Origin of the sequence: Gordonia hydrophobica NBRC 16057 (assembly GCF_001592365.1) — a bacterium.
GTDB classification, from domain to species: Bacteria; Actinomycetota; Actinomycetes; order Mycobacteriales; family Mycobacteriaceae; genus Gordonia; species Gordonia hydrophobica.
Genome location: NZ_BCWU01000001.1, coordinates 150,515 through 174,663, shown reverse-complemented (window position 1 = coordinate 174,663; position 24,149 = coordinate 150,515). Strand labels below are relative to the sequence as shown.

Sequence of the window (24,149 nt, the reverse complement as noted above, 5' to 3'; positions counted from 1 at the left end):
CTTTCCCGAAAATGACGGGAAAGGCGGCACGGAATACTCCATCTCCGCATTCGAATCACTGAAGAGGACCCGTCTACATGGCAAAGAAGACCATCATCCAGATCGTCGACGATATCGACGGCGCCGAACTCGACGAGTACGAAACCGTCCGATGGAGTCTTGACGGCAAGAACTACGAGTTCGACACCTCACCCGAACACGCAGAAGAGTTTCGCAATCATGTCGCGACGTACGTCGCCGCATCGCGGAACAGCGGCGGCCGTGCCACCACCGGTCGTCGAGCGACTCCGACGGCTCGCACCGCTCCGAACACGCGCACCGTGCGCCAGTGGGCGACGGAAAACGGCTACACCGTCAGTGATCGCGGTCGCATTCCTGCGGACATCGTGGCCGCATACGAAGCCGCACACTGATCAACGCGAATTTCCAATAGCAGTACGCCCCGACGTCCCCGTCGGGGCGTACTACATTTCCGGCGATTCGCCGAAATCGCGACATATCGCTTTCGCCTCATTGTGGTTTTAATTGCGGAATCCGGGATCGGGCAGATTACTGTGACGAACCATGACTCTGCTTTCCGCGGCCCGCCGACGGTGGCTGCCGTTGCTGGTGGTCGCCGTCCTCGTGGCGCTGCTCGCATCGTGTTCGGCCTCGTCGTCGTCTGACGACGACACCGGCCTCTGCGCTCCCCCCGGTGTCGACAGCGCATCGACGGCTCCGACGAACCTCGCGAGCGCCGCCACGCAGGCGCCGGACCGGTTCACCACGCAAGACGTCACGCCGCTGGACCAGATCGACGTCTCCGCGCTCAATCTGATCAAGCCGAACACAATCGTCGTCGGCACACTGTCCGACGCGCCGCCGAGCATCTGCGTGAACTCCAAGCAACAGTTCACCGGCATGGACAACGAGATGCTCAGAGCGATCGCCGACAAGCTCGGGCTCAAGGTCGAGTTCGTCGGAACAGAGTTCTCGAGCCTCCTCGCGCAGGTTGCCAGCCACCGCTTCGACGTGGGCTCGTCGTCGATCACCACCACCGACGAACGCAGGCAGACCGTCGATTTCACCAACGGCTACGACTTCGGGTACTTCGCCCTCGCCGGCCCGGCGAATGGCAAGGTCCGCAGCTTCGACGACCTCAACGCCGGCACCCGCATCGGCGTGGTGCAGGGCACCGTGCAGGACGATTACGTGGTCAACACGCTGCACCTGACCCCGGTGAAGTTCCCGGACTACGCGACCGCGTACGCGAATCTGAAGTCCGGTCAGATCGACGCCTGGGTGGCGCCGAGCCAGCAGGCCGAGGGCACGGTCCAAGCGTCTGACGGCATCGAGATCCTCGAGAACACGTTCAGCATCAACAACTTCACCGCGTGGGCCGTCGCGAAGAACAACCGCGCGCTCGCCGACGCGCTCAACAGCGGGCTGGACGCGATCATCGCCGACGGGACCTGGGCCCGTCTCTACAGCGACTGGGCGCCGCGACCGCTGCCGGACGGCTGGAAGCCCGGCTCCAAGTCGGCACCCGCGCCCGACCTTCCCGATTTCGAGGCGATCGCCCAGCGCAACGCCGACAAACCGCACGAGAACGCTGCCGACGCGGCGCCGAAGAGCACGTTGACCCAGCTTCGCGAGACCTTCTTCAGCGGCGAGCAGTTCCGCAAGGCGCTGCCCGAACTGTTCAAGACCGGTCTGCCGAACACGCTCAAGATCGCCGTCACCTCCGGCATCATCGGCACTGTGCTCGGCATGCTGCTGGCGGTTGCGGGCATCTCCCGATCGCGGTGGCTGCGCTGGCCCGCCCGCGTCTACACCGACATCTTCCGTGGACTGCCCGCCGTCGTCGTAATCCTCATGGTGGGCCTCGGCTTCGGACCGATCGTCAAGGACATCACCGGCGGCAATCCGTTCTGGCTCGGTTCCATCGCACTGGGCCTGTTGGCAGCGGCCTACATCGGTGAGATCTTCCGATCCGGCATCCAGAGCGTCGAGTCCGGTCAGATGGAGGCGGCCCGCGCCCTCGGCTTCTCGTACCGCAGCTCGATGTCCCTCGTAGTGGTTCCGCAGGGCGTACGACGCGTCCTGCCCGCGCTGATGAACCAGTTCATCGTGCTGATCAAAGACTCCTCGCTGATCTACTTCCTCGGCCTGACGCTGTTGCAGCGCGACCTCTTCGCGGTCGGTAAGGACTTCAACGCCAACGGCGGCAACCTGACACCGCTGCTGGCTGCGGGTCTGTTGTACCTGCTGATGACTGTGCCGCTGACGCACCTGGTCAATTACATCGACAATCGACTCCGCACCGGAAAGGCGTGAGCACCGTGACGAGCACGCACCATCTTGCCGACTCCGACGAAGCGGTGTCGCTGACCGGTCAGAACCTGCATCTGTCGTTCGGCGACAATCAGGTGCTGCGCGGCGTCGACATCCACGTGGAGGCGGGGACCACGACCACCGTCATCGGTCCGTCCGGTTCCGGAAAGTCCACTCTGCTGCGGGTCCTCAACCGGCTGCACGAGCCGCAGCAGGGCGACATCCTCCTCAACGGTCGGAGCGTCCTGAAGGACAATCCCGACGAGCTCCGGCGTCGCATCGGCATGGTCTTTCAACAGTTCAATCTGTTTCCCCACAAGACGGTGGCCGACAATGTGGCACTGGGGCCGCGCAAGCTGCTCGGGCTCTCCAAGGACGAGTCGCGCGCCGTGGCCGTCGAACAACTCGAGGCCGTCGGACTGGCGCACAAGGCCGACGACCGCCCGTCGACGCTGTCGGGCGGTCAGCAGCAACGCGTCGCCATCGCCCGTGCGCTGGCGATGAAGCCGCAGGTGATGTTCTTCGACGAAGCCACCAGCGCGCTGGACCCGGAGCTCGTCAAGGGCGTGCTCGCCCTGATGACCGAACTCTCGCAGGAGGGCATGACCATGGTCGTGGTGACGCACGAGATGGGCTATGCCCGCGACGTCGCCGACACCGTGCTGTTCATGGACGAGGGGGTGGTGGTCGAGACCGGATCCCCCGAGCAGATCTTCACCGACGCCAAGAGCGACCGGCTGAAAACCTTTCTCTCGCAAGTGCTCTGACTCGACGGTCTCGGAAGGGACTGCTATCGATCCCCGTTGCTCCGCTCGCGGAGTGCAGACTCGCCTACGGTCGCGGCGAAGTCGGCAGAGCGGTAGAAGGGCTCCAGACGACGCCGCAGCGCCTGCTCGATGACGCCGTCGGCGTCGAGTTGTTCGAGCACCGGCGGACCGAAGCGCATCGCCTCTTCGACGAGGTCCTCCCGCCCGAGGCCGAGTTCGTCGAGCAGCTCTGCCAGCGGAGTGTCGCCGTACGCGTTGAAGACCTCGTCGACGCCCTCGTCGAGCAGGCCTTGGAAGAAGGTCGTCTCGCGGAAGCTGCGCCAGAACTCGAACGCGAGCACGACCGTGTCCTCCACGTCGGCGTCGCTGAGAACGGCGCGGACCGGTTGGTCGGCGCCGGCGAGCCAGACTTCGCGCGCGGCGTCGAGCACCAGGTGATCGGCCTCGACGCGGTTGGCTGCGAGGACGCGCTGGGCTCCGCGGCGAGCGATGTGCTCGACCACCGTGTCCACGACTTTCGCTGCGCGCTCCGGAAGTCGCGACGAGTCGACGGCGCGCTGCACCGCCTCGACGCACGCGTCCTCGGTGGCGGGACTGCTCAGCACCCGCTGCACCACGCGGCGTGACAGTCCCAGGTCGGCGACTCCGGTCGCCAATTCCTCGAACCGTCGGCGGTCGAGGACGTCCGGGAGCGTGGTGTCATGCGCGACTGAGTAGGCGTACAACCGCGCGGCGACCGTTCCCACCAACTCGGGAATCGCCCCTTCGACGGGGAAGGCGACCGTGTACTTGCGGGCCACTGCTTTCACGAGATCCCGGGAGACGGCGACCTCCAGCGGCAGATCGTCGGCCACGGCCAGGAAGGCGTCGATCTCTTCCTGGACCAGCGCGTTGAAGGCCGCCGGATCGGTCAGCCGACGACGCTCGAAATCGATGTGGGCCTCGAGGAGTCGTGCGGCGAGATCTGCGGAGTCCGTTGGCATGTCCTTCATGCTAGGGCGTGTCTGGTCAATCCTAGGAGATCGGTTCTGGTTCGTCGGGGTTGCCGATCACCGTCGTCTCGCGATAGTGGTGGTGCTGCGATCCGAAACGTCCGGCCCGCTTGCGGACCACCACGACGACGACCGTGACGACGCTGATCACGCCGACCGCGATCCAGGTCGCGGCGGTCACACCGGTCAGTCGGTGCGTGAAGGCGCCGAGCACGCCGCCGACGGCGAGCGCCATCCAGAGTCCCAGATTTCGCAGCCACAGCCAGCGGGGTCCCCCGGCGAAGGCGTCGACGAGTTGCTGTCCGGACTTCACCAGTGCGCCCGTCATGTACGTGAGGCCGATCGTCACCTCCCCCTGTTTCAGGAAGGTCGCGTTGATGGTGCCCATTGCGGCCGGCATTCCCACCATGACGGCGAGATCCGGATCCACGATGCTCGTCGCCACCGCGGTGATGGCGAGCAGAACGATCGTCACCACCAGCACGGTGGTGCGCGGATCACCGAACCGCGCGGCCACCGCGCCGCCCATCACACCGAGGAAGAACATCGCGAGCAGGACCGCGACCGTCCCCACCCCGGCCAGATCGCCGGTACCCAGGAAGGTCGCGAACTCCGTGGTGTTGCCGCTCATGAACGAGACGAACCGGCCGCCGAGCACCAGGAAGCCGACCGCGTCGAGATAGCCTGCCACACTGGCGAGGACGACCGCGAGCCCTACCTCGCGGCGCAGCGCCGACCTCATTCTTCGAGGAGTTGCGCGAGCACGGCCACGACCCCTGCCTCCAAGTTCGTCGGGGCCCGGTAGCGCGCGCGTTCAAGCACCTCCGGGTGCGCGTTCGACATCGCGAACGACCACTCGGCGGCGTCGAGCATCTCGAGATCGTTGAGGTAATCACCGAAGGCGACGGTGTTCTCCGGACCCGCCCCGACCAACTCCTGCAGGGCGGCGACGCCGGTCGCCTTGTGGGTTCCCGGTGCGGTGATATCGATCCAGTGATGCCCTGAGACCGCCATCTTGTGGTCGCCGACGATCGACGTGAACAACGCGGCGCTCGTCTCCGCGTCGTCGGCGTCGAAGATCGCCAGCTTCACCGCATCGCCCGGAATCTCCGACTGATCGGCGACGTGTTCCAGGCGCGCGCAGTAGTGGCGCGCGTGCCCGATGAAATGGTCGTCCTCGGACTCGATGAACGCGCCGTCGATCCGGTGCACGATCAGATACAACCGGCGGCCGGCGGCAGCAGCGGCGCGAACGGTGTCCACCACGGCTGCGGTGACCGACGGGTCGATGTTCGACGACGCGAGCAGTTCGCCGTCGTGCATCACCATGCTGCCGTTCTCCGCGATATACGAGAGGCTGCCCGGATGCGGAGCGAAGATCTCCGCAAGCGTGTAGTACTGCCGTCCGCTGGCGGGGACGAAGGCGATCCCGCGCGCGGTCATGTCGGCCAGCAGCGGCCAGAACGCTTCAGGGACGCGGCCTGCGTCGTCGAGCAGAGTTCCGTCCATATCGGACACCACCAGGCGAATGTCCGCCGCCGCAAGTCCGTCAGGCAGGAGTCCCCGTTGTGTCATGCTCCCATGATATCGGTGCCGCTTCGGCCGGCAGAACTGCTGGTCGGCGGTGATGGCGACAGCCGCCGCTCGGTTCAGGGACGCGGCCGCGCCGGCCGGATCGTCGTCAGATAGGTCGCTGTCCTGGCCACCATCTCGTCGTCGTCCGCGGTCAAGGCCTCCAGCGCTGCGCGAGCGTGGCCGCCCCGCAGATCCCCGAGCGCTTGAGCGATCCGGCACCGTTGCCCGGGCGACGCGGACGCCAGTGGAGCCGTCAGTCGCCGAGCGATCGCGTCGGGGTCTCCGGCGCGGTCGGCGAGCGACGCGAGCGCATCGGCTGCGTCGACATCACGGACGCCCTCGACGACGAGGTTCACCAGAACCTCGACCGGTTCGTCGCGACCGCGGTCGGCGAGTTCGAGCGCGACCAGCGCACGCACCTGCGAATCGCCGTCGGTCAGCATCTCGATCAAGACCGCGGTGGCGCCCTCACCGGGAATGTCGACGAGGGCGAACGCCGCACGCCGACGGCGCTCGACGTCGGCGCTGCCGACGGCGGCCGACAGCGGGGCAACCGCGGCGTCGCCCGTGCGCGTGACCGCCCAGCGCAGTGCACCTGCGACATTGACGTCCGACTCGCACAGCAGTGAGTCGACGAGCGCCGTCGGCGACGCGGACCGCTGCTCGTAGGTGAGCGCGGCGCGTTGGCGCTGCCCCGCAGTCGGCGACGACAGCGCCGCGAGCAGGGCGACGGCGTCGAGCACCTCTTCCCAATTGTCGGGCGCGGTGGCATCGATGTGCTCCAACCTGGCGAGCAGTGCCTCCTCGCTGCGGATCCGTTCAGCGCTGCGGTGCTTCAGTTCGGCGACGAGCGCAGCGGGCGCGAACGCGGGATCGTCCAGCGCCTGCCCCACCTCGCGCAACGACAATCCGAGTGAACGCAGACTCTCCACATGGAAGATGCGTGTCACCTCGGCGGGTGTGTAGACCCGATACCCCGCCGAGGTCCGAGCGCCCGGGCTGACGAGCCCGAGTTCGTCATAGTGCCGCAGCATGCGCGCGCTCACTCCCGAACGTCGCGCCACCTCCGAGATCCGCACGTCCATCCCCTTCCAGGTCTGCCCCTTCGTTCTACCGGGTCCCGAGCCGCGCCGCCGGTCCGAGCGCAGCGGCTCGGCGCGCAGCGTCCACGTCGACAACGAAGCTCGACTCCGGATCGTGCATCAACGCCTCGGTCGCCAGCGCATGGGCACGCACCTCGGGGACGTTCGAGCGCTGCGCAGCCCGCACGAGCGGCAGCGCCGTCTCGCCGATCTCGACGAATGCGCGACTGAGACTGCGCTGGACATCGATGCCGCCGCGCCCCAACTGGGTGATGAGGGCGGCGGCGACCTCCGCCACCGCGGGTCCGGCAGCGACGATCACCGCCAGGCGCCAGGCACTGCGCGCCACCTCGTCGTCGGGGTCGGTGAGCAACGAGTTCGCCGTCGGCGTCCAGGTCGCCGGATCGCCGATCTTCGACAGGGTGTGCAGCGCCTGACTGCGCGCCTGCGGGATCGGGGACTCCAGCTCGGCCAGCAGTGCGGGCACCGTCAGCGCGTCGTCGTGCCGTGTCAGCGCCCAGGTCAGCATGTCGCGGACGTAGAAGTCCGGCTCGTGACGGCACCGCTCCAGCAAGTCGGCGACGAGGACCGGGTCGGGTTCAGTCCCGGCAGCGAGCGCCGCCTGCAATCGCACGGTCGACGACGGCGCGCCCAGGGCTCGGCGCAGCGTGTCGACGGTTCGGGTGTGCTGTTCAGTCATGGTGACCTCCTCTGTGAGGTCGACTCCACACCTTCGCACTGTGTGAAGGTCAAGCGTCCGCTGTCGAAACGACGTCGCCTATGCCATGCGGAGGCCGCTCAGCTTGGCGGGATTCCGCACCGCGTAGACGGCGGTGACCACCTCATCGGTCACCTCGACGCACACCACGGTGTCGAGCGCGCCGTCGATCGTCACGGCCACCGCGGGCATGCCGTTGGCGACGGTCATGCGCATGTCGACCTCACCCATCGTCGTTGCTCTCGCCAGCAGTCCCACCAGCATGCGCGCCACATGGTCAGGCCCTTCGACGGGGCGGCGCGCCGCAGCCACCACTCCCCCGCCGTCGCCGAGGTACACCACGCCGGGTGCGAGCAGGTCCATCAGGAGCTGGACCTCGCCGGTCGCCGCGGCGAGCAGGAACCGCTCGACGACCGCCTGTGCCTCGGACGGTTCGGCGACCGCCGTGGTGCGACGAGCGCGCACGTGATGGCGGGCGCGGTGTGCGATCTGGCGGACGGCGGGTTCGGTCTTGTCGACCGCGGCGGCGATCTCCGGATACCCGAAGTCGAAGACTTCGCGCAGGACGAAGACGGCACGCTCGTCGGGGGTCAACGTCTCCAACACCAGCAGCATCGCGGTGGTGACCGCTTCGCCGGTGAGCACGTGGTCGAGGCCGCTGTCGGCCCCGGCCTGCTCCAGCGGTTCTGGCAGCCAGGGACCGACGTACGACTCCCGTCGCCGCGATGCCGTCCGCGCAGCGTTGAGCGCTTGTCGCGTCACGATGCGGGCGAGGTACGCCCGTGGATTCTCGACATCGCGGCGGTCGTGCTCCTGCCACCGCAGCCAACTCTCCGACAGCACGTCTTCGGCGTCGGCGACCGATCCCAGGATTTCGTAGGCGATCGAGAACAGCAGCGGTCGGTGCGTCGAGAACTCCTCGAGACCGGTCGGCTCACCCGCTGACCCCGCTGTCATGACGGCCCGGGCATCCACGCGTACTGCGACGACCGCGTGGCGACCACGGTGCTGCGGCACACCTGTTCTTTGACGAACGCTGCCGCTCGCCCACCGAGCCAGGCGCCTGCCGGGCTGTCGTCGCGGTGGACCCGCTGAACGACGCCGTCGCGGCGACCCAGCGAAACGCACTGCGCCGTGAAGCCCATCGAATACGGCTTCGGCGCTCGGTTCCGCGACTCCCGGGCGATGGCGTCGGCGGCGTGCGCACCCTGTGGGATCGCGGCCTGGCAGCTCATCCGTGATCCCGGCACGGCCGCCGCATCACCGACCGCATAGAGCCGCGCATCGCTGACGCTCCGCAGACTCGCGTCGACGACCATTCGCCCGTCGGTGTCGACCTCCAGTCCGCTGGCCTCGGCGAGTTCGCTGACCTGCCGCGCGACCGCCCACAACGTCAGGGCGGCATCGCCTGGACTGTTCCACTCCGCTCGGACGGTCTCCACGCCCAGCCGGTCGAGGACCGCGGCGACCCGGGCGCGGGCGCGCCGTCCCAGCGACGGCGCCACCGGCCCGTCGGTGATGAGCCGCACGCGCAGGTCCGGGCGTTCGGAGGCGACCTCGGTCGTCGTCTCGATGCCGGTCAGGCCGCCGCCGACCACGTCGACTCGCGCATCGGTCGGCAGGTTGGCCAGCTGGTCCGCCGCCCGCCGCGCATCGTCAACGGCTCCGACCGCGAACGCGCCCTCGGGTGCGACGACCGTCCCGCCGGCCGCGTAGACGAGGCGGTCGAAGTCGATCGCGTCGCCGTCAGTCAGCGCGACCACGCCGTCGCCGATCTTCTGCGCTGCGGCGACACGCAACGTCACCGACTCGCGCAGCATCGCAGCGAGGGGACGGCTTGCTCCGCCGCTCCCCGCAATGAGTTCGTGCAACCGGATCCGTTCGACGAAGTCCGGCCGCGGGTTGACCAGGGTGACCTGCGCACCGCGTGCCCGGCGCGCGATGCGATTGGCGGCCATCGTCCCCGCGTATCCCGCTCCTACCACCACAACCTTCATGACAACCTCCACGGAGTTCGTTCTCATTGGCTGCCCATGGGACACCGCGCACTCGGCGTCTGTGACATCGACTCCCGGTGATGGCCGACACTACCTCCGCGACGGCGCTCAGCGCGTCAGGTGCTTGTCCAGATACCGCCCGGTGATGCTGTCGGCCGACCCCGCGACCTCGCCCGGCGTCCCGGTGGCAATGATCCGGCCGCCGTCCAGTCCGCCGCCCGGCCCCAGATCGATGAGGTGGTCGGCGTTGGCGATCACGTCGAGGTCGTGCTCGATCACCACGACGGTGGCTCCGGTGTCGAGGAGTCGCTGGAGCACGGCGATCAGGGTGCGGACGTCGAGCGGATGCAGTCCGACGCTCGGCTCGTCGAAGACGAACATCGCCGCGCCCTGGTCGCGACCGAGTTCTGCGGCGAGCTTGAGGCGTTGCGCCTCGCCGCCGGACAGTGCAGGGGTCGACTCGCCGAGCGTCAGGTAGCCGAGACCGAGGTCGATGAGCGTCTGCAGTCTGGTCCGGATCCGCCGGATGTCGCCGAGTCGATCGACGGCGTCGACCACGGTCAGGCGCAGCACTTCGGGCAGCGCGAGTCCGGGATCGTCGCCGACGGGCCGCCGGACGCGAACCGCCGCGGGCCCGTAGCGGCCGCCGTCGCAGTCGGGGCACACGATGTCCAGGTCCGGCAAGAACTGGACGTCGAGCACCACCTGGCCGGTGCCGGAGCAGCGCTCGCACCGCAGGCTTCCGGTGTTGTACGAGAAGTCTGCGGCGGCGAGCCCCGCCACCTGTGCGTCGGCGGTGTCGGCGTATGCGCGTCGAAGATCGTCCATCACCCCGCTGTAGGTCGCGACCGTGGAGCGGACGTTGATCCCGATCGGGTCGGCGTCGACCACCTGGACTCGCTCGATCCCGCCCGACGCCACGGTCCTCACGTGGCCGGGGAGCTCGTCGTCGGCGAGCGCAGGCACCAGGGTGTCGAGGACCAGCGTCGACTTGCCCGACCCGGACACTCCGGTCACCACCGTGAAACGGCTCTTCGGAACCTCCAGCGTCAGCGCCTCGACGGTGCGGAACGGCGTGGCGTGCACGGTGATCCGGCCATCGGCGAAGACGGCGTCCGCGGTCGAGCGGGCGCGGGTCACGACTGGTTCTGAACCGTCGAGGAAGCCCGCCAGCCGCGATCGCGGGTCGGCGCTCAGTTCGTTCGGCGCCGCTTGGGCGACCACGGTGCCGCCGCTCCTGCCGGACCCCGGGCCGATCTCGATCACCTGATCGGCCTCGCGGAGCACCTGGATGTCATGGTCCACCACCACGACCGAGTTCCCGTCCCGGAGGAGATCGCGCATCACGCCGACCAGGCCGTCGACGTTCGACGGGTGCAGGCCGATCGACGGCTCGTCCAGCACGTACAGCACGCCGGTGGTCTCGTTGCGCACCGCCCGGGACAGTTGGACGCGCTGCCGCTCGCCGGTCGAGAGAGTGGATGCCGCGCGGTCGAGCGTCAGATATCCGAGGCCGAGTTCGTGGAGTCGGCCCGCGGTCTGCTGAAAGGTCGCCGCGAGGTTCTGCCCCATCGCGGTCATCGCCTGGGGCAGCGTCTCCGGCACCTCCTCGGCCCAGGCGATGATGTTGTCGAGCGTCATCGCGGTGGCGTCGGCCAGTCCGAGTTCACCGATCCGCGGCGCGCGAGCCGCCTCGCTCAGCCGGGTTCCCTCACAGTCCGGACACGGGTGCTCGGTGATGAACCGATTGACCCGAAGCAGCCCCTTCTCCGTGGTCGCCTTGCCGAGTGCCTCCTCGACCGCTCGTCGAGCATTGCGATAGGTGAAGTTCAATTCGAACAACTTGCCGTTCTTGGAGCGGACTGCGATGTGGCGCTTCTCTTCCGGCCCACTCATGACGATGTCGCGTTCGGCTGCGGTGAGTTCTCGGTACGGGACATCGATGCGGACGCCGAGGTCTTCGACCACCTGCGGCATCACCGTAAGACCGAACATCGACCACGGTCGAACCGCGCCGTCGGCGATCGACCTGTCGTGGTCGGGGACCAGCGTCTGGTCGTCGATGCCGCGCACCTGCCCGGTGCCCTGACACGTGGGGCACGCACCACCCGAGTTGAACGCCAGTGACTCCGCGCCCGGCGGGGTGAACACGGTGTCGCACTCCGGGCAGGTCAGGTCGAGTCCGATGGCGACGTCGACGGTCGGCGCCACCCGGTGACCATTGGGACACCGATGAGCAGCCAGTCGCGAGAACATCAGGCGCAGCACGTTGAGCAGTTCTGTCGAGGTTCCGAACGTACTCCGGACGCCTGCGACGCCTGGCCGCTGTCGCAAGGCCAGCGCCGCAGGCACGTGCCGGACCGACTCCACGGCGGCCCGCGGTGCATGCGACATCCGGCGCCGCGTGTACGTCGACAGCGCCTCGATATATCTCCGCGACCCCTCCGCGTACAGCACACCCATCGCCAATGACGACTTCCCCGACCCGGACACTCCGCCGATCGCGACGATCTGGTTCAACGGCACGTCGACGTCGACGTCCTGCAGGTTGTGGACCCGCGCGCCCCGCACTTCGATCACCGTCGGCTGGGCGGCGACGTCACCGGCTGCGTTCATGTCGCCAGATTAGCGACCGGGTACGACATCGATGCCCGGCTGAGCTGAGGACGTCTCCTAACGCTGGACCGCCGAGCCGTCGGCCGACCAGCGTTTGCGGAGGTCGCGCTTCAGGATCTTTCCGGTCGCGGTGCGCGGCAGGGCGTCGACGAAGTAGACGGCGCGGGGGCTTTTGAAGTGGGCGATCTGTTCCCGCGTCCACGTGATCAACTCGGCTTCGGCGACGTCGGCGCCGGGTTTCACCGCGACCACCGCGGTCACTGATTCGCCCCACTTCTCGTCGGGTATGCCGATCACCGCGACCTCGCCGACCGCCGGGTGACGGTGCATCACCTGCTCCACCTCGGAGGCGTACACGTTCTCGCCGCCGCTGACGATCATGTCCTTCTTGCGATCGACGATCCGGTAGTAGCCGTCGTCGTCGCAGGTCGCGAGGTCGCCGGTGTAGAACCAGCCGCCGCGCAGCGCTTCGGCGGTGGCATCCGGCTTGTTCCAGTACCCGATGAACACATTGGGTCCGCGGACCAGCAGTTCGCCGATCTCCCCGCGAGACACCTCCTCGCCCTGCGGGTCCGCCACCATCATGTCGACGTGCAGTGCGGGTTTCCCGACCGAGCCGGCGAACCGCACCGTGTCTTCGATGTCGAGCACGCAGGCGATGGGCGCGGTCTCGGTGAGGCCGAACCCTTCCGCGAAACGGATGCCGCGCCGAGTCAGGCTCTCGATCAGCACCACCGGGCACGGTGCGCCGCCGCACAGTCCGTAGCGCAGCGAACTCAGATCGGTGGTGCCCATCGCCGGCGTGGCATCGATCGCTGCCCACATCGCCGGGACGGCGAAGGCGACGGAGACCCGATGCGTCGCGACCGCGTCGAGCCAGGCGTCCGGTGTGAACGCTTCGAGGACGACGGTCGTGCCGCCCACGTACAGGAGCGGTAACGAGAAGATGCCGAGAGCGCCGATGTGGAAGAGCGGTGCGGCGGCCAGGCTGATGTCGAGCGGTCCTATCCCCTCGACCGCCGTCAGGTTGTTGATCGCGTTCCAGTGATGGTTCGCGTGGGTCAGCATCGCGCCCTTCGGGAATCCGGTCGTCCCCGAGGTGTACATCAGCATGGCGAGATCGTCGGCGGCGACATCGGCTTCGACCCGTTCGGTGCTGCCCGCCGCGATCAACGTCTCGTACGGTGACTGGGACGCCTCGCCCGCGGCGCGCTGCTCACCGGACGGGATCTCGATGATCTCGGAGACGTCGGTCCCCTCGACGGCGGCAGCCACCACCGGTGCGGTCTGGGGCGAGGAGAAGACGATGCGGGCTCCGCAGTCGCCGAGGATGTACTGCACCTCCGGGGCCTGCAGTCGGCAGTTGATCGGCACCGCGACGCCGCCGAGTTTCGCGACGGCGAGCACCACCTCGAGCATCTGTGGACTGTTGAGCGTCACCAGCGCCACCCGGTCGCCCTGCGCGATGCCCTTGCGCGCAAGCGCGTCGGCGAGCGCATTGGTACGTGCATCCAGCTGCCCGAACGTGAGTTCCGCACCGTTGGCCGCGTCGATCAGCGCGATTCGATCCGGGTGCCGCACCCGGTGAATCGTGGGCCAATTGCCGATGCCATTGTCCATGTGACGCTCCCGTTGCTCCGCGCGGCGCCTGCCGCTCTGCCGTGACGAGCATCACCGTAGCGTGTCTGAACGGTCAGCGGCGGCCGTCCGCTGCCGACGCGGATGCGGGCGCTGCGTCGAGGGTGCGATCCGGTCTCCGTTCTGCTGCTGCCGCGGTGTCCGCCGTCGTCGTGCGGCGCGCTCGCCGGACCGTCGAACCCAGCAGCACACCGGCGACGACGAGCACCGCGCCGACCATCTCCAGCGGTGTGACGGCCTGACCGAGGACGATCCACGCCGTCGACATCCCGAACACCGGAACCAGCATGGAGAAGGGTGCGACGACGCCCGCAGGATGCCGGGTCATGAGCCACGTCCAGATGCCTGAGCCCGCGAGCGTGGCGATCACGATCGTGTACAGCAGGCCGAGGGTCGCGGGCAGACCTGTCATGCTGGCACCTTCCTGCAGCGCCTCACCGATTCGAGTCGGGCCTTCGACGATCAGGCTGACGACGAGCATCGGGATCGGTGGGATCACCGACATCCACAGGGTGAGCCGGATCGGATTCGCGGCGCGCGCCTGGCGATTGCAGACATTGCCGATGGCCCACCCGAACGCACCCGCGAGAGTGAGCAGGAACGGCAGGAACGCCGCGTGTGCCGACTGCTCCCAGCCGACCACTGTCATGCCGATCACTGCGATCGCGATGCCGAGGACCCGAATCGGCGTGAGCCGTTCCCGCAGGAAGGTCGCGCCGAGCAGAACGGTGAACGGCGCCGACGCCTGGAGCACCAGCGAGGCCAACCCGGCGGGCATCCCCGCGGCCATGCCCCAGTACAGGAATGCGAATTGGAGGATGCCGAAACCGACGCCGAACCCGATGAGCCACCGCCACGGCACGTCAGGGCGCGGCACCAAGAGAATCGTCGGGATCGCGATGATGCCGAACCGCAGTGCGGCACAGAGGAAGGGCGGAAACGTCTCGAGCGAATAGTGGATCGCCAGGAAGTTGATTCCCCACATCGCCGCGACGGTGATCGCGAGGAGTCGGTGGCGCGTCGGCATCCTTCTATCGTCTTACGTCGCAAGAATTCAGCACAACTGAAATGATTTGAAACAACACTGTAGGTTGCCTGTATGGATGTTCGGCACTTGGAGTTGCTTCGGGAGCTGGCCGAACGCGGAAGCGTCACCGCTGTGGCGCGGGCGACCCACCGAACCGTCTCTGCGGTCTCCCAACAGTTGCGGACCGCCCAACGCGAGTTCGGGATGGCGCTCGTCGAACCGGCGGGTCGCGGTGTTCGGCTGACCGACGCCGGGCGGCTGCTGGCTGCCGGTGGCGTCGAGGTCCACACCGCGATCGCCGCAGTCCAGGCGCAGTGGGATGCCTACCGCCGCGATCCCGGCGGGCTGGTATCGGTGAATGCGTTCCCCAGCGCTGCCACCCTCGTCTTTCCCCATCTCATCGGCGAAGCGACAGCTCATGGAATCACCCTCCGACTCGACGACGTGGATCCCGCCGAGTCGGAGATCGCCGCGATGACGGCCGACTACGACATCGTCGTCACCCACAGCCTCGACAGCCCCCGTCCAGCGGCATCCGCGGGCCTGACCGTCCGCGAGTTGGTCACCGAACCACTCGACATCGCGATGCGCGCCGATCACCCGCTGGCCGCGAAACACCGCCTCCACGCCGCAGACGTTCGCGGCGCAACCTGGTTCGGCGTCCCCGAGGGCTACCCGTTCGACTCGGTCCTCCGCGGCATCGAGCAGACCTTGGGCGAGCCGCCCGATGTGCGGCAGCGACTCCGCGACAATCGCGTCATCGAGCACCTCGTCGCCGCAGGCGACTCACTCGCCGTCCTCCCCCGCTTCACCACCCGGGTCGACGACGCCGTCGTACTCCGCGAGATCGTCGACGTCCCGGCCCGCCGCTATCTGGCAGCACTGATGCGACCGGACCGCGCCGAACGACACGCCGTCCGCACAGTGCTGGGCTGGCTCACCGAGGCCGCCCAGGCCCACGGGGGCATGGCATCGCGGTCGGCGCTCTAGGGGGAAGGCTGGTACTTGCCTTCCACCTTCGCGGGAACGGGCACTGGTCAGGCCCGCGTGGCGAGCGGCGTGAAGCGTTACGCCCGCGTGGGAGGGCGGAGTGGTCACGCCCACGTGGGGAGCGGCGGAGTGGTCACGCCCGCGTGGCGAGCGGCGTGAAGGTCACGCCACCTCGACAGTCCTCACTCCTCGGCTAGCGCCTCGTCCCTGCGGAGAGCTCGGCGGTCGTGACCACTCCGCCCCTCCCCGCGCTGCTTCCTGCGTCGTACGGCTTCCGCTGTGGTTACGCTGCCGCCGTTGGTGCTGAGGTCATCGTCCTTCTCGCGTTGGAGCGAATCGGTTCGCGGTGGCGATCCGGGTTCGCCTGGTCGAGGGGTGGGCGGAACCAGGGGTGGCGGTCGTGGCCGATGAACACCTCCCAGCCAGTCTGATGAACCACGGTGTGGTGCATGCGGCAGAGGAGAACGCAGTTGTCGATCGCGGTCTCACCTCCCTCCGACCAGGGAGTGCAGTGGTGGGCGTCGGTCCAGGAGATCGGGCGTCCGCAGCCCGGGAAGGCGCAGCCTCGGTCGCGGGCTTCCAGCGCCCGGCGTAGCCCCGCAGTCACCAAGCGGTGCTCCCTGCCGACGTCCAGCGGTGCCGAGTTCTGGTCGAGGAGCACGCGGCGCATCGCGGCTTCGCAGAGGACCAGTCCTACAGTCGCCGGAGAGACCGGGCCGGTGAAACCGAGCGACGCGACCTGCGACGAATCCTCGGGCGACGAACCTGGTGCGCTGGTGCCATCACCGCATTGCGTCGGAACGATCATGGTGACGTGCGGAAGAACTCCTCCCGAGACCGTCGAACGCTCCTTCCCGTTGAGGTAGGTGCGAATGACCTGCGCGAGCGCATCGGCGCGGCGTTGCTTAGCGTTGCGTGGATCTCGCGAGCCGTCGGGCTGCGGAATCGGCTTACACAATGGATCGAGCGCCTGATTGAGTTCCTCGCCGGTCAGTGCGTCGAGATCAAACGTCCCGGTCGTGCGGCCGTCGTCCCCGGTCACCAACGTCATCTCATTGAGATCCCGATTCTCCGCGACCGGTACCGCATCCGGATCAGTCTCATCGATCTCCGGCTGCCATTCCAGGGCGAGTTCCCGAGCCCGCTGGGACACATCCGCCGGCGTGACCTGGCAGGACAGTCGCCGAGCCAGATCAGCGCGCCGATCCTCATCCAGTGGAACCCGCTTGCCCACGAAGGAGATGCCTTTCCCGATGGCATCGAGTTGTTCGATCGGAACGCCGCCGGTCCTCGCGTGAACCATCACGCCCGGCATCGTGTGCGCGGCGTGCCCGGTCCGCGCGTACCGATGCGCGGCCGCGGGCGTGATGCCCAACTGCTTGAGCAGGTCGGTGCTGGTTTTGACTCGTTTCCGAGCCGGTAGTCCGGCTCGGCCGGCGGCGTCGGTCAACCCCGACATCGCCGTCCCAGCGAGATTGACCACCCGAGTCAACTGCACCATCGTCTGCCCGATGACCTGATCATCGAAACCGACCGTGGAAGGAGTCGCGCATAAACGGGCGAGTTCTCCTCCGGGTGCAGCGAGAGTGGGTGGGCTGAGCGCTTCGATGAGCGCGTCAGCGAATTCAGTGATGACGTCGACAATGGCCATGGCAAATCCCCCTTGCCCTTGTTGGCGAACGCGACCCGATACGGGTCGCGATCTTGGCTGGGCCCGCTCCGATCGAGAGCGCACCCGAAATGTGAAGCGGCAAGCCGACATCGGGGCCCGGGATCACCGAGTACCCGACGTCGACGCGCCGCTGACGTGGACAACACGCACGACACCGAACCCGACGCAAGCAGTCACCCCCGCCGCCAGACGCACCCGAAACCCCGAGAAGGGAGGGTGGTCTGGCGACGTCGCAGGACAGGCCGCCGACCCGAAGGCCCGGCACTAGATCACCCGCATCGCCCGGCCCCAACCCAAGGGACCTACTCGAGACGCGACTCCAACCCAAGGAGCCGACCCGAGACACAGCCCCTACCCAGGGGCCGACCCGAGGAGTGACTCCAACCCAAGGAGCCGACTCACGGCGATTCGGCGTCGATCCGCACAACCCCTGCCGGCCGAACCCTCGAGCCGACGGCGGTCCTGCTTCCGTGCGCACCCACCGACCACCCCTTAAAGCCCCTTGCTACGGAAGTAGTCCGTGTCGCCTGTGCGCGACGGCTATGAAGTTCTCAAACAACACGAGACGACCTTCCGGCCATCCCGATCAAGCTGTACATACCATGTTACAACTCACATTAAATAAATACAAGTGTTCGAATCAACGCCAAGTGCGAGAGAATTGTCGGAGTCGAACGATATGGTCGGCACTACACCGACGACAGCGGGCTGCTAACGCAGAGCACCAGTGGAAGGACGCATTACGACGCGCCCGATCACCGACGGTGTCGGGTGCGCATCCAGGGCGTTTCTCCTAGTCGAAACGCTCGACGACCTGCGGGTCGTAGAGTCGGCACCCCTGCTCGCGCATGAGGTCGATGACGACGTTGATGTGCTCCGGCTCCACACCGAAGCCCGTGAAGACGACGAGTTGATCGTCGATGAACGTATCGAACACCGGACCGTCGTCGGCCCCGCCCGGCGGGTACAGCATGGCGTCGCGGCGGGTCCATCCAGCAAGACCGTCAATCGCGACCAGGAGCCCATCGGCGTCGACCCGAGAGACTTCGGCGACATGCTCGCCGTCGCGCAACCGGTTGAAGAGTTCGGTGCACTCATCCGAATCTCCACCCGACCAGAACGCCAGCGTGTAGCTCATGGCCCTGATTGTCCACGACCGCGGCCCTCGAGTCAGCCGGATGAGGCCATCGACCCGAGTAATCTGCGAGCATGCTCTTCGCCTTCTCCATCGCCCCGGGTACCTCCGACAGTGCCGACGGGTCGGTCAGCGCCGCCGTCGCCGAAGCCGTGCGCGTTGTCCGCGCATCAGGTCTGCCGAATGAGACGACCTCGATGTTCACCACCATCGAAGGCGAGTGGGACGAGTGCATGGCCGTCATCAAAGCCGCCTGCGAAGCCGTGGCCGCCACCAGCCCTCGCGTCAGCCTGGTGTTGAAGGCCGATATGCGCGACGGGTTCTCCGGACAGCTCACCCACAAGGTGGAACGAGTCGAGGAACACCTGCGCGACGCCTGATCTCCCCTGTCTGACCCGCGTGCCATACTCGCCGCATGGATGACGCCGCCGCAGCCGACCAGCCGTCGAGCAGCGTGCTCGATACGGAGATCCTCGCATTCGAGACCGCGACCAGGGACCTCGTCGGCCTCGCCCTGCGCAGCGTGGAGGATCTGGACGTCTCCCTGCCTCAATTCCGACTCCTCCTGATTCTCGAGGAGATCGGGCCGGCGAGTTCCACCGCGTGTGCGGCGGCGCTGGGCGTGGTCGGCTCGTCGATCACTCGCCTCGCCGACCGCCTGCACACCTCCGGGCATCTGGTGCGCGGGACAGCTCCCGACAACCGCAGCGTCGTCACCTTGGCGCTGACCGACGTCGGTCGCGAGACGGTCCGCAGCGTGACCACCCATCGTCGCCGCGAGTTGAGCTCAGCACTCGCCGCGTTGAGTCCCGACGTCCGGGCGGCATGTGCCGCAGCACTGACACAACTGCACGTCCCGCTCACCGCGTCGGCCGGCGACGAACAGCGTCGCCATCTCCCGATGTGACCGGCTGACCGACCTCCTTTGACCAAAGCGCTGATTTGACTGAATCAAGTCTTGCTTTGTGCAAGACTTGCGCTGAGCAATACATGTGCCAGCGCAAACTATGCGTTGACCGCCGACGCTCGTCAGCCCCGACGATTGGAGAAGTCATGAGCACACCCGCCATCCCCGACCTCAAAGACATCCGTGGACCGCAGAAACTCGGCCCGTTGACGCCGCTGGTCGGCGTCTGGGAGGGAGATGTGGGCGTCGATCTCTCGTATCACAACACCGACGACGAGACGAGCCACACCTCGTACTTCGAGCGGGCCGTGTTCAAGCCGATTCCGATCCAGGAGAACGGCCAGCAGACCCTCTGGGGAATGAACTACACGATGACCGCCTGGCGCCACGGCGAAGAAGGCATGGACGCCTTCCACGACGAGGTCGGCTTCCTCCTGTGGGACAAGGCCAACGGAGAGGTGATGCGCACCGTGGTCTTCGGCCGCGGCATCGCGATCCAGGCAGGCAGTTCGGCAGGCCCGCACGACACCGAGATCCACTTCGACGCCACCCCCGGCGACCCGTCGTACGGCATCCTGCAGAACAAGTACCTGATGCAGCGCGCCGAGATCAAGGACTTCAAGAGCACCTTCACGATCATCGATGCCGACACTTTCAGCTACACCTCCGACCTGCTGCTGAAGCTGGCGGCGACCGGCGCCGAGATGCATCACACCGACCAGAACACCCTGCGCCGCGTGCAGCGCTTCCACCCGGGATCCGAATTCAACTGATCGACGCCCACCACCAGCGCACGACGATCGGCCGACGCCCGCGGGCGTCGGCCGATCTTGTCTGCCTCAGCGCTCAGTGACGACGCCGCGCTCGACGTGCCAGCGACGATCGACGTTGACGTTCTCGAGCATCCGGCGGTCGTGCGTGACGAGGAGGAGCGCACCGTCGTAGGACTCGAGGGCCTGCTCCAATTGTTCGATCGCGGGAAGGTCGAGGTGGTTGGTGGGCTCGTCGAGGACGAGGACGTTGACACCGCGGGCCTGCAGCAGCGCCAGCGCCGCGCGCGTGCGCTCACCCGGCGAGAGGTCGCGCGTGGCACGACCGACGTGGTCGGCGCGCAGACCGAACTTCGCAAGCAGGGTGCGGACCTCTTCGGTGGTGAACTCCGGCACCAATTCCTCAAACCGATCGGCGAGCGGTTCCGGCCCGGCGAACAGTCCGCGTGCTTGATCGATCTCACCGATGGCGACGTTCGCCCCGAGGTGCGCGGTACCCGAATCCGGTGACGTATGCCCGAGCAGCAGCCGGAGCAACGTCGACTTCCCCGCGCCGTTCGGTCCGGTGATGCCGATCCGCTCCCCCGCATTGACCTGCACCGAGACCGGCCCGAAGTGGAAATCGCCCTGCTGCAGCGCAGCGTCGTTGAGGGTCGCGACCACGGAACTCGATCGCGGCGCCGCACCGATCGTGAACTCGAGAACCCACTCCTTGCGCGGCTCGACGACCTCTTCCAGTCGGGCGATCCGACTCTCCATCTGGCGCACCTTCTGTGCCTGTTTCTCGCTCGACTCCGACGCCGCCTTCCGACGCACCTTGTCGTTGTCGGGATTCTTCTTCATCGCATTGCGCACGCCCTGGCTGGACCATTCGCGCTGCACGCGGGCGCGGGCGACGAGGTCGGCCTTGCGCTCGGCGTACTCCTCGTACTCCTCGCGCCGGTGCCGTCGTGCTACCTCACGCTCGTCGAGGTAGCTCTCGTATCCACCGCCGTACACGGTGTTGGTGTGCTGCGCGAGGTCGAGTTCCAGCACCCGAGTGACGCTGCGCGCCAGGAACTCCCGGTCGTGACTGACGAGGACGACGCCGCCGCGCATGCCCGTGACGACCTCCTCCAATCTCGCCAGTCCGTCCAGGTCGAGGTCGTTGGTCGGTTCGTCGAGCAGCACGATGTCGAAGCGTGAGCACAGCAATGCGGCCAGGCCCACCCGGGCCGCCTGTCCGCCGGAGAGTCCGGTCATCAGTTGAGATTCGGGCGACGTGTCGCCGGTGTCGAGGCCGAGGTCGGCCAGCACCGCCGGTAGTCGTTCGTCCAGGTCCGGCGCCCCGGTCGCCAACCAGTGGTCGAGCGCAGCGGAGTAGGCATCGGCGCCGTCGCCCGAGTCGGCCAGCAGTTCTGCGGCCGCCTCCATCGCGGCCGTCGCCGCCGCGCACCCGGTGCGACGTGCGACGTACTGTCCCACCGTCTCGCCCGCGACTCGCTCGTGCTCCTGCGGCAGCCAGCCGACGAAGGCGTCGGACGGCGACCGCGTGACGGTTCCGCTCAGCGGTGCCAGCTCACCGGCCAGCACCCGCAACAGCGTCGACTTGCCCGCGCCGTTGGCGCCGACGACGCCGATCACATCGCCCGGCGCCACCGTCAGATCCAGATCGTCGAACAGGACGCGATGCGCGTAGCCGCCGGAGACGTTCTTGGCGACAAGGGTTGCGGTCATGCGTCCATGGTCGCACTCGGACCGACCGAGACCGCATGGGCGGGTCTGGATGCCGGCGGGTCAGCAGCCGATCGGACAGAATTCCCCGCTCAGTGCCGCCATATCGTCAAACAGACATGCCGTCGCCGAGCGGGGAATCCTATCCGGTAGCAGCGCTAAGACGCCGTCAGTTGTAGTCGTAGAACCCGCGGCCGCTCTTGCGGCCCAGGCGGCCGGCGTCGACCATCCGACGCAGCAGGGCCGGCGGCGCGAAGTGCGGCTCGGCGAACTCGGCGTACAGCGACTCGGCCGCAGCGAGGCAGATGTCGAGGCCGACGGTGTCGCAGAGGGTCAGCGGACCCATCGGGTAACCGCAGCCGCCCTTCATCGCGGCGTCGATGTCCTCGGCGCTGGCGTAGCCGGAGTCGTACATGCGAATGGCCTGGCACAGGTACGGGATCAGGAGTGCGTTGACGATGAAGCCCGAGCGGTCACCGCACTGGACGGTGGTCTTGCCGAGGACGTTCTTGGCGTAGTCGGTGACGGACTCAGCGGTCTCCGGCGCGGTGGTGAGTGCGGAGATGATCTCGACGAGCGGCATCACCGGCACCGGGTTGAAGAAGTGGACGCCGACCACGCGCTCGGGGTGCTGGCTGGCCGCCGCGATCTTGATGATCGGGATCGACGAGGTGTTGGTCGCGAGGATGGCCTCGGGCTTCACGACGGCGTCGAGTTTGGCGAAGATGTCGTGTTTGATCGCCTCGACCTCGGGCGCCGCCTCAACCACCAACTCGCGGTCCGCGAACTCGTTGACGTCGAGCGTGACCTTCACGCGTGCGATGGCCGCGTCGGCGTCCTCCTGCGAGATCTTGCCCTTGGTCACGCCGCGGCTGATCGACTTCTCGATCCGCGCGGCGGCCGCGTCGGCGAACTCCCGCGTGGTCTCCAAGACCAGGACGTCGCTGCCTGCCTTGGCACATACCTCAGCGATGCCCGCTCCCATGGTGCCGCCGCCGATCACGCCGATCAGATTCACATGAACTCCCAACGCTGGGCCGCCGTGCTCGACGACCGAATGAACAGTCTTCGACGGCAAGCGTAGTAGCCGGACGCGCGGGTGCAACCGGGTGGGCGGCCTGCGGGGACGCAAACGGCGGCGCGCTCGATGCCGAGATCGAATCACGCCGCCGCACTGAGTTCACTTGCGGCCGAGCCTCGTTCACTTGCGTCCGAGGCGGATCTTCCACGCGTCGGGACCCTGCTGCACGTAGCTGATCTCGATGGCGTCGCCCTCGATCTGCACCAGCTGTCCGAGCAACGGCTTGGGGTCGTGCGGCGCGACGAGCACCATCGCCGCACCGGGTCGGACCTGCTGGAAGGCGCCGATGACCGCACCATGACGGATCGCGTGCGGAATGGCGCTGGCATCCAGTTCGGGGAGGCCGTGCTCCTCTTCGCAGGTACAGGTGGAGGCAGCCTCGGTGATGGGCAGTTCCTGCATGGTGAAGTCCTTCCATAGTCGGTGCGCCTCATTAGATCACAATCTGATTGTGAGAAAATAGCCGGGACGACTAATCCAACCGCGAGAAGGAGCACACTCATGGGGACGGAGATCAGCGTCGACGGAACCCGCGGGAAGCTGCTCGCCGCCATTCGCGCTGCATCGACGCCGCCGAGCGTCGACGACCTCGCCACGACCCTCGGCCTGCATCCGAACTCGGTACGACTGCACGCCGCCGCACTCCGCGACGCCGGGCTGATCGTGCAGCGCGGTCGTACCGACGGAGGCCGCGGACGACCGTTGACCGTCTACTCCGCCACCGCCCGCGGCGCCCGCATCGGCCATCGCAACTATGAAGTGCTGGCCGAAGTCCTGGTCGAACACCTGGCGAGCAGCAGTGACGACCCCGCGGCGGCGGCGCGTTCAGCCGGTCGCGACTGGGGAGCTCGGCTAGCCGCCGAGCGCAACGACGCGGCACTGACTCCCCTGGTTCTGAACGAACTCGGGTTTGAGCCGGACTTGCGCGAATCCGCGATCGAGCTGCGGAACTGCCCCTTCCGCGAGCTCGTCGACTCTCACCAGGGCCTCATCTGCGCCCTCCACGCCGGGATGCTCGACGGGCTGGCCACGCGCGACGGCGGCACCGTCTCACTGCTGCCGTTCACCTCGGCCACCACCTGCACGGTGCGCATGACCGCAGAATCCGACTGACACCACGCAAAGAGCCCTCCGACTCGAAAGTCGGAGGGCTCTG

At 67.5% G+C, this 24,149-nt stretch carries 23 protein-coding genes; 8 read left to right on the top strand and 15 right to left on the bottom strand.

Features of this window, described 5'->3' with window-relative positions; all coding sequences use genetic code 11:
• Nucleotides 1–77: 77 nt before the first annotated feature.
• From GH2_RS00840 to GH2_RS00830, 3 genes are all read left to right on the top strand, one after another.
• Entirely contained in the window at nt 78–413 is a 336-nt protein-coding gene (locus GH2_RS00840) for a histone-like nucleoid-structuring protein Lsr2 (protein WP_066161820.1), read from the top strand.
• Nucleotides 414–564: 151 nt separating this feature from the next.
• Entirely contained in the window at nt 565–2,316 is a 1,752-nt protein-coding gene (locus GH2_RS00835; RefSeq protein WP_066161817.1) for an ABC transporter substrate-binding protein/permease, read from the top strand.
• Complete coding sequence (locus GH2_RS00830; RefSeq protein ID WP_066161813.1) at nt 2,313–3,080, top strand: amino acid ABC transporter ATP-binding protein; 768 nt, start codon at nt 2,313–2,315, stop codon at nt 3,078–3,080. The genes GH2_RS00835 and GH2_RS00830 overlap by 4 nt, the downstream gene beginning before the upstream one ends.
• A gap of 23 nt (nt 3,081–3,103) precedes the next feature.
• Here GH2_RS00830 and GH2_RS00825 read toward each other — a convergent pair whose 3' ends face one another.
• From GH2_RS00825 to GH2_RS00780, 10 genes are all read right to left on the bottom strand, one after another.
• The gene (locus GH2_RS00825; RefSeq protein WP_066163206.1) at nt 3,104–4,063 is read right to left on the bottom strand and encodes a hypothetical protein; all 960 of its coding nucleotides are present in this window, start codon (nt 4,061–4,063) and stop codon (nt 3,104–3,106) included.
• Nucleotides 4,064–4,094: 31 nt separating this feature from the next.
• Nucleotides 4,095–4,814 (bottom strand): YoaK family protein, encoded by a 720-nt coding sequence (locus GH2_RS00820; RefSeq protein ID WP_066161810.1) that lies wholly within the window; start codon nt 4,812–4,814, stop codon nt 4,095–4,097.
• Nucleotides 4,811–5,647 carry a Cof-type HAD-IIB family hydrolase gene (locus GH2_RS00815; RefSeq protein ID WP_066161807.1) on the bottom strand — a complete coding sequence of 279 codons (837 nt, stop codon included), beginning with the start codon at nt 5,645–5,647 and terminating at the stop codon, nt 4,811–4,813. Before GH2_RS00815 ends, GH2_RS00820 begins: the two co-directional genes overlap by 4 nt.
• Nucleotides 5,648–5,721: 74 nt before the next feature.
• A complete protein-coding gene (locus tag GH2_RS00810; protein WP_275583798.1) occupies nt 5,722–6,732 on the bottom strand; it encodes a MerR family transcriptional regulator in 1,011 nt (336 codons plus the stop codon).
• A 25-nt stretch (nt 6,733–6,757) separates the two neighbouring features.
• The gene (locus GH2_RS00805) at nt 6,758–7,429 is read right to left on the bottom strand and encodes a HEAT repeat domain-containing protein (RefSeq protein ID WP_066161805.1); all 672 of its coding nucleotides are present in this window, start codon (nt 7,427–7,429) and stop codon (nt 6,758–6,760) included.
• 78 nt (nt 7,430–7,507) lie between these two features.
• Nucleotides 7,508–8,404 (bottom strand): RNA polymerase sigma-70 factor, encoded by an 897-nt coding sequence (locus GH2_RS00800; RefSeq protein WP_066161802.1) that lies wholly within the window; start codon nt 8,402–8,404, stop codon nt 7,508–7,510.
• On the bottom strand, nt 8,401–9,444 hold the full coding sequence (locus GH2_RS00795) for an NAD(P)/FAD-dependent oxidoreductase (RefSeq protein ID WP_066161799.1): 1,044 nt from the start codon (nt 9,442–9,444) through the stop codon (nt 8,401–8,403). The genes GH2_RS00800 and GH2_RS00795 overlap by 4 nt, the downstream gene beginning before the upstream one ends.
• Nucleotides 9,445–9,552: 108 nt before the next feature.
• Complete coding sequence (locus GH2_RS00790; RefSeq protein WP_066161796.1) at nt 9,553–12,060, bottom strand: excinuclease ABC subunit UvrA; 2,508 nt, start codon at nt 12,058–12,060, stop codon at nt 9,553–9,555.
• Nucleotides 12,061–12,117: 57 nt separating this feature from the next.
• Nucleotides 12,118–13,680 carry an acyl-CoA synthetase gene (locus GH2_RS00785; RefSeq protein ID WP_066161793.1) on the bottom strand — a complete coding sequence of 521 codons (1,563 nt, stop codon included), beginning with the start codon at nt 13,678–13,680 and terminating at the stop codon, nt 12,118–12,120.
• 73 nt (nt 13,681–13,753) lie between these two features.
• Nucleotides 13,754–14,725: an EamA family transporter gene (locus tag GH2_RS00780; RefSeq protein ID WP_066161787.1), complete on the bottom strand. Its 972-nt coding sequence runs from the start codon at nt 14,723–14,725 to the stop codon at nt 13,754–13,756.
• 72 nt (nt 14,726–14,797) lie between these two features.
• On the opposite strand from GH2_RS00780, the gene GH2_RS00775 reads away from it, so the two are divergent.
• Nucleotides 14,798–15,715 carry a LysR family transcriptional regulator gene (locus tag GH2_RS00775; RefSeq protein WP_066161785.1) on the top strand — a complete coding sequence of 306 codons (918 nt, stop codon included), beginning with the start codon at nt 14,798–14,800 and terminating at the stop codon, nt 15,713–15,715.
• Nucleotides 15,716–15,998: 283 nt separating this feature from the next.
• Here GH2_RS00775 and GH2_RS00770 read toward each other — a convergent pair whose 3' ends face one another.
• Both GH2_RS00770 and GH2_RS00765 read right to left on the bottom strand, forming a co-directional pair.
• On the bottom strand, nt 15,999–17,366 hold the full coding sequence (locus GH2_RS00770) for an HNH endonuclease signature motif containing protein (RefSeq protein ID WP_066161782.1): 1,368 nt from the start codon (nt 17,364–17,366) through the stop codon (nt 15,999–16,001).
• Between the two features lie 814 nt (nt 17,367–18,180).
• Nucleotides 18,181–18,525, bottom strand: a complete 345-nt coding sequence (locus GH2_RS00765; RefSeq protein ID WP_066161780.1) for a hypothetical protein — start codon at nt 18,523–18,525, stop codon at nt 18,181–18,183.
• 71 nt (nt 18,526–18,596) lie between these two features.
• Here GH2_RS00765 and GH2_RS00760 point away from each other — a divergent pair, with 71 nt between their 5' ends.
• The 3 genes from GH2_RS00760 to GH2_RS00750 all read left to right on the top strand — a co-directional run bounded on the left by GH2_RS00760 (nt 18,597) and on the right by GH2_RS00750 (nt 20,202).
• Nucleotides 18,597–18,902 (top strand): thiamine-binding protein, encoded by a 306-nt coding sequence (locus GH2_RS00760; RefSeq protein WP_066161778.1) that lies wholly within the window; start codon nt 18,597–18,599, stop codon nt 18,900–18,902.
• A gap of 35 nt (nt 18,903–18,937) precedes the next feature.
• Nucleotides 18,938–19,429, top strand: a complete 492-nt coding sequence (locus tag GH2_RS00755) for a MarR family winged helix-turn-helix transcriptional regulator (protein ID WP_066161774.1) — start codon at nt 18,938–18,940, stop codon at nt 19,427–19,429.
• 146 nt (nt 19,430–19,575) lie between these two features.
• Nucleotides 19,576–20,202, top strand: coding sequence for a heme-binding beta-barrel domain-containing protein (locus tag GH2_RS00750; protein ID WP_066161771.1), 627 nt, complete (start codon nt 19,576–19,578; stop codon nt 20,200–20,202).
• Between the two features lie 66 nt (nt 20,203–20,268).
• Here the strand turns inward: GH2_RS00750 and GH2_RS00745 are convergent, their stop codons facing one another.
• From GH2_RS00745 to GH2_RS00735, 3 genes are all read right to left on the bottom strand, one after another.
• Nucleotides 20,269–21,915, bottom strand: coding sequence for an ABC-F family ATP-binding cassette domain-containing protein (locus tag GH2_RS00745; RefSeq protein ID WP_066161769.1), 1,647 nt, complete (start codon nt 21,913–21,915; stop codon nt 20,269–20,271).
• A 166-nt stretch (nt 21,916–22,081) separates the two neighbouring features.
• Nucleotides 22,082–22,930 (bottom strand): 3-hydroxybutyryl-CoA dehydrogenase, encoded by an 849-nt coding sequence (locus GH2_RS00740; RefSeq protein WP_066161766.1) that lies wholly within the window; start codon nt 22,928–22,930, stop codon nt 22,082–22,084.
• 183 nt (nt 22,931–23,113) lie between these two features.
• Nucleotides 23,114–23,395: a DUF2249 domain-containing protein gene (locus tag GH2_RS00735; protein ID WP_066161762.1), complete on the bottom strand. Its 282-nt coding sequence runs from the start codon at nt 23,393–23,395 to the stop codon at nt 23,114–23,116.
• Nucleotides 23,396–23,494: 99 nt separating this feature from the next.
• Here GH2_RS00735 and GH2_RS00730 point away from each other — a divergent pair, with 99 nt between their 5' ends.
• The gene (locus GH2_RS00730; RefSeq protein WP_066161759.1) at nt 23,495–24,106 is read left to right on the top strand and encodes a helix-turn-helix transcriptional regulator; all 612 of its coding nucleotides are present in this window, start codon (nt 23,495–23,497) and stop codon (nt 24,104–24,106) included.
• Nucleotides 24,107–24,149 lie beyond the last annotated feature (43 nt).

Excerpts from the sequence above, each read along its gene's own strand:
- GH2_RS00840 (WP_066161820.1), top strand. The coding sequence starts at position 78 with ATGGCAAAGAAGACCATCATCCAGATCGTCGACGATATCGACGGCGCC.
- GH2_RS00835 (WP_066161817.1), top strand. The coding sequence starts at position 565 with ATGACTCTGCTTTCCGCGGCCCGCCGACGGTGGCTGCCGTTGCTGGTG.
- GH2_RS00825 (WP_066163206.1), bottom strand. The coding sequence starts at position 4,063 with ATGCCAACGGACTCCGCAGATCTCGCCGCACGACTCCTCGAGGCCCAC.
- GH2_RS00820 (WP_066161810.1), bottom strand. The coding sequence starts at position 4,814 with ATGAGGTCGGCGCTGCGCCGCGAGGTAGGGCTCGCGGTCGTCCTCGCC.
- GH2_RS00815 (WP_066161807.1), bottom strand. The coding sequence starts at position 5,647 with ATGACACAACGGGGACTCCTGCCTGACGGACTTGCGGCGGCGGACATT.
- GH2_RS00810 (WP_275583798.1), bottom strand. The coding sequence starts at position 6,732 with ATGGACGTGCGGATCTCGGAGGTGGCGCGACGTTCGGGAGTGAGCGCG.
- GH2_RS00805 (WP_066161805.1), bottom strand. The coding sequence starts at position 7,429 with ATGACTGAACAGCACACCCGAACCGTCGACACGCTGCGCCGAGCCCTG.
- GH2_RS00800 (WP_066161802.1), bottom strand. The coding sequence starts at position 8,404 with ATGACAGCGGGGTCAGCGGGTGAGCCGACCGGTCTCGAGGAGTTCTCG.
- GH2_RS00795 (WP_066161799.1), bottom strand. The coding sequence starts at position 9,444 with ATGAAGGTTGTGGTGGTAGGAGCGGGATACGCGGGGACGATGGCCGCC.
- GH2_RS00790 (WP_066161796.1), bottom strand. The coding sequence starts at position 12,060 with ATGAACGCAGCCGGTGACGTCGCCGCCCAGCCGACGGTGATCGAAGTG.
- GH2_RS00785 (WP_066161793.1), bottom strand. The coding sequence starts at position 13,680 with ATGGACAATGGCATCGGCAATTGGCCCACGATTCACCGGGTGCGGCAC.
- GH2_RS00780 (WP_066161787.1), bottom strand. The coding sequence starts at position 14,725 with ATGCCGACGCGCCACCGACTCCTCGCGATCACCGTCGCGGCGATGTGG.
- GH2_RS00775 (WP_066161785.1), top strand. The coding sequence starts at position 14,798 with ATGGATGTTCGGCACTTGGAGTTGCTTCGGGAGCTGGCCGAACGCGGA.
- GH2_RS00770 (WP_066161782.1), bottom strand. The coding sequence starts at position 17,366 with ATGGCCATTGTCGACGTCATCACTGAATTCGCTGACGCGCTCATCGAA.
- GH2_RS00765 (WP_066161780.1), bottom strand. The coding sequence starts at position 18,525 with ATGAGCTACACGCTGGCGTTCTGGTCGGGTGGAGATTCGGATGAGTGC.
- GH2_RS00760 (WP_066161778.1), top strand. The coding sequence starts at position 18,597 with ATGCTCTTCGCCTTCTCCATCGCCCCGGGTACCTCCGACAGTGCCGAC.
- GH2_RS00755 (WP_066161774.1), top strand. The coding sequence starts at position 18,938 with ATGGATGACGCCGCCGCAGCCGACCAGCCGTCGAGCAGCGTGCTCGAT.
- GH2_RS00750 (WP_066161771.1), top strand. The coding sequence starts at position 19,576 with ATGAGCACACCCGCCATCCCCGACCTCAAAGACATCCGTGGACCGCAG.
- GH2_RS00745 (WP_066161769.1), bottom strand. The coding sequence starts at position 21,915 with ATGACCGCAACCCTTGTCGCCAAGAACGTCTCCGGCGGCTACGCGCAT.
- GH2_RS00735 (WP_066161762.1), bottom strand. The coding sequence starts at position 23,395 with ATGCAGGAACTGCCCATCACCGAGGCTGCCTCCACCTGTACCTGCGAA.
- GH2_RS00730 (WP_066161759.1), top strand. The coding sequence starts at position 23,495 with ATGGGGACGGAGATCAGCGTCGACGGAACCCGCGGGAAGCTGCTCGCC.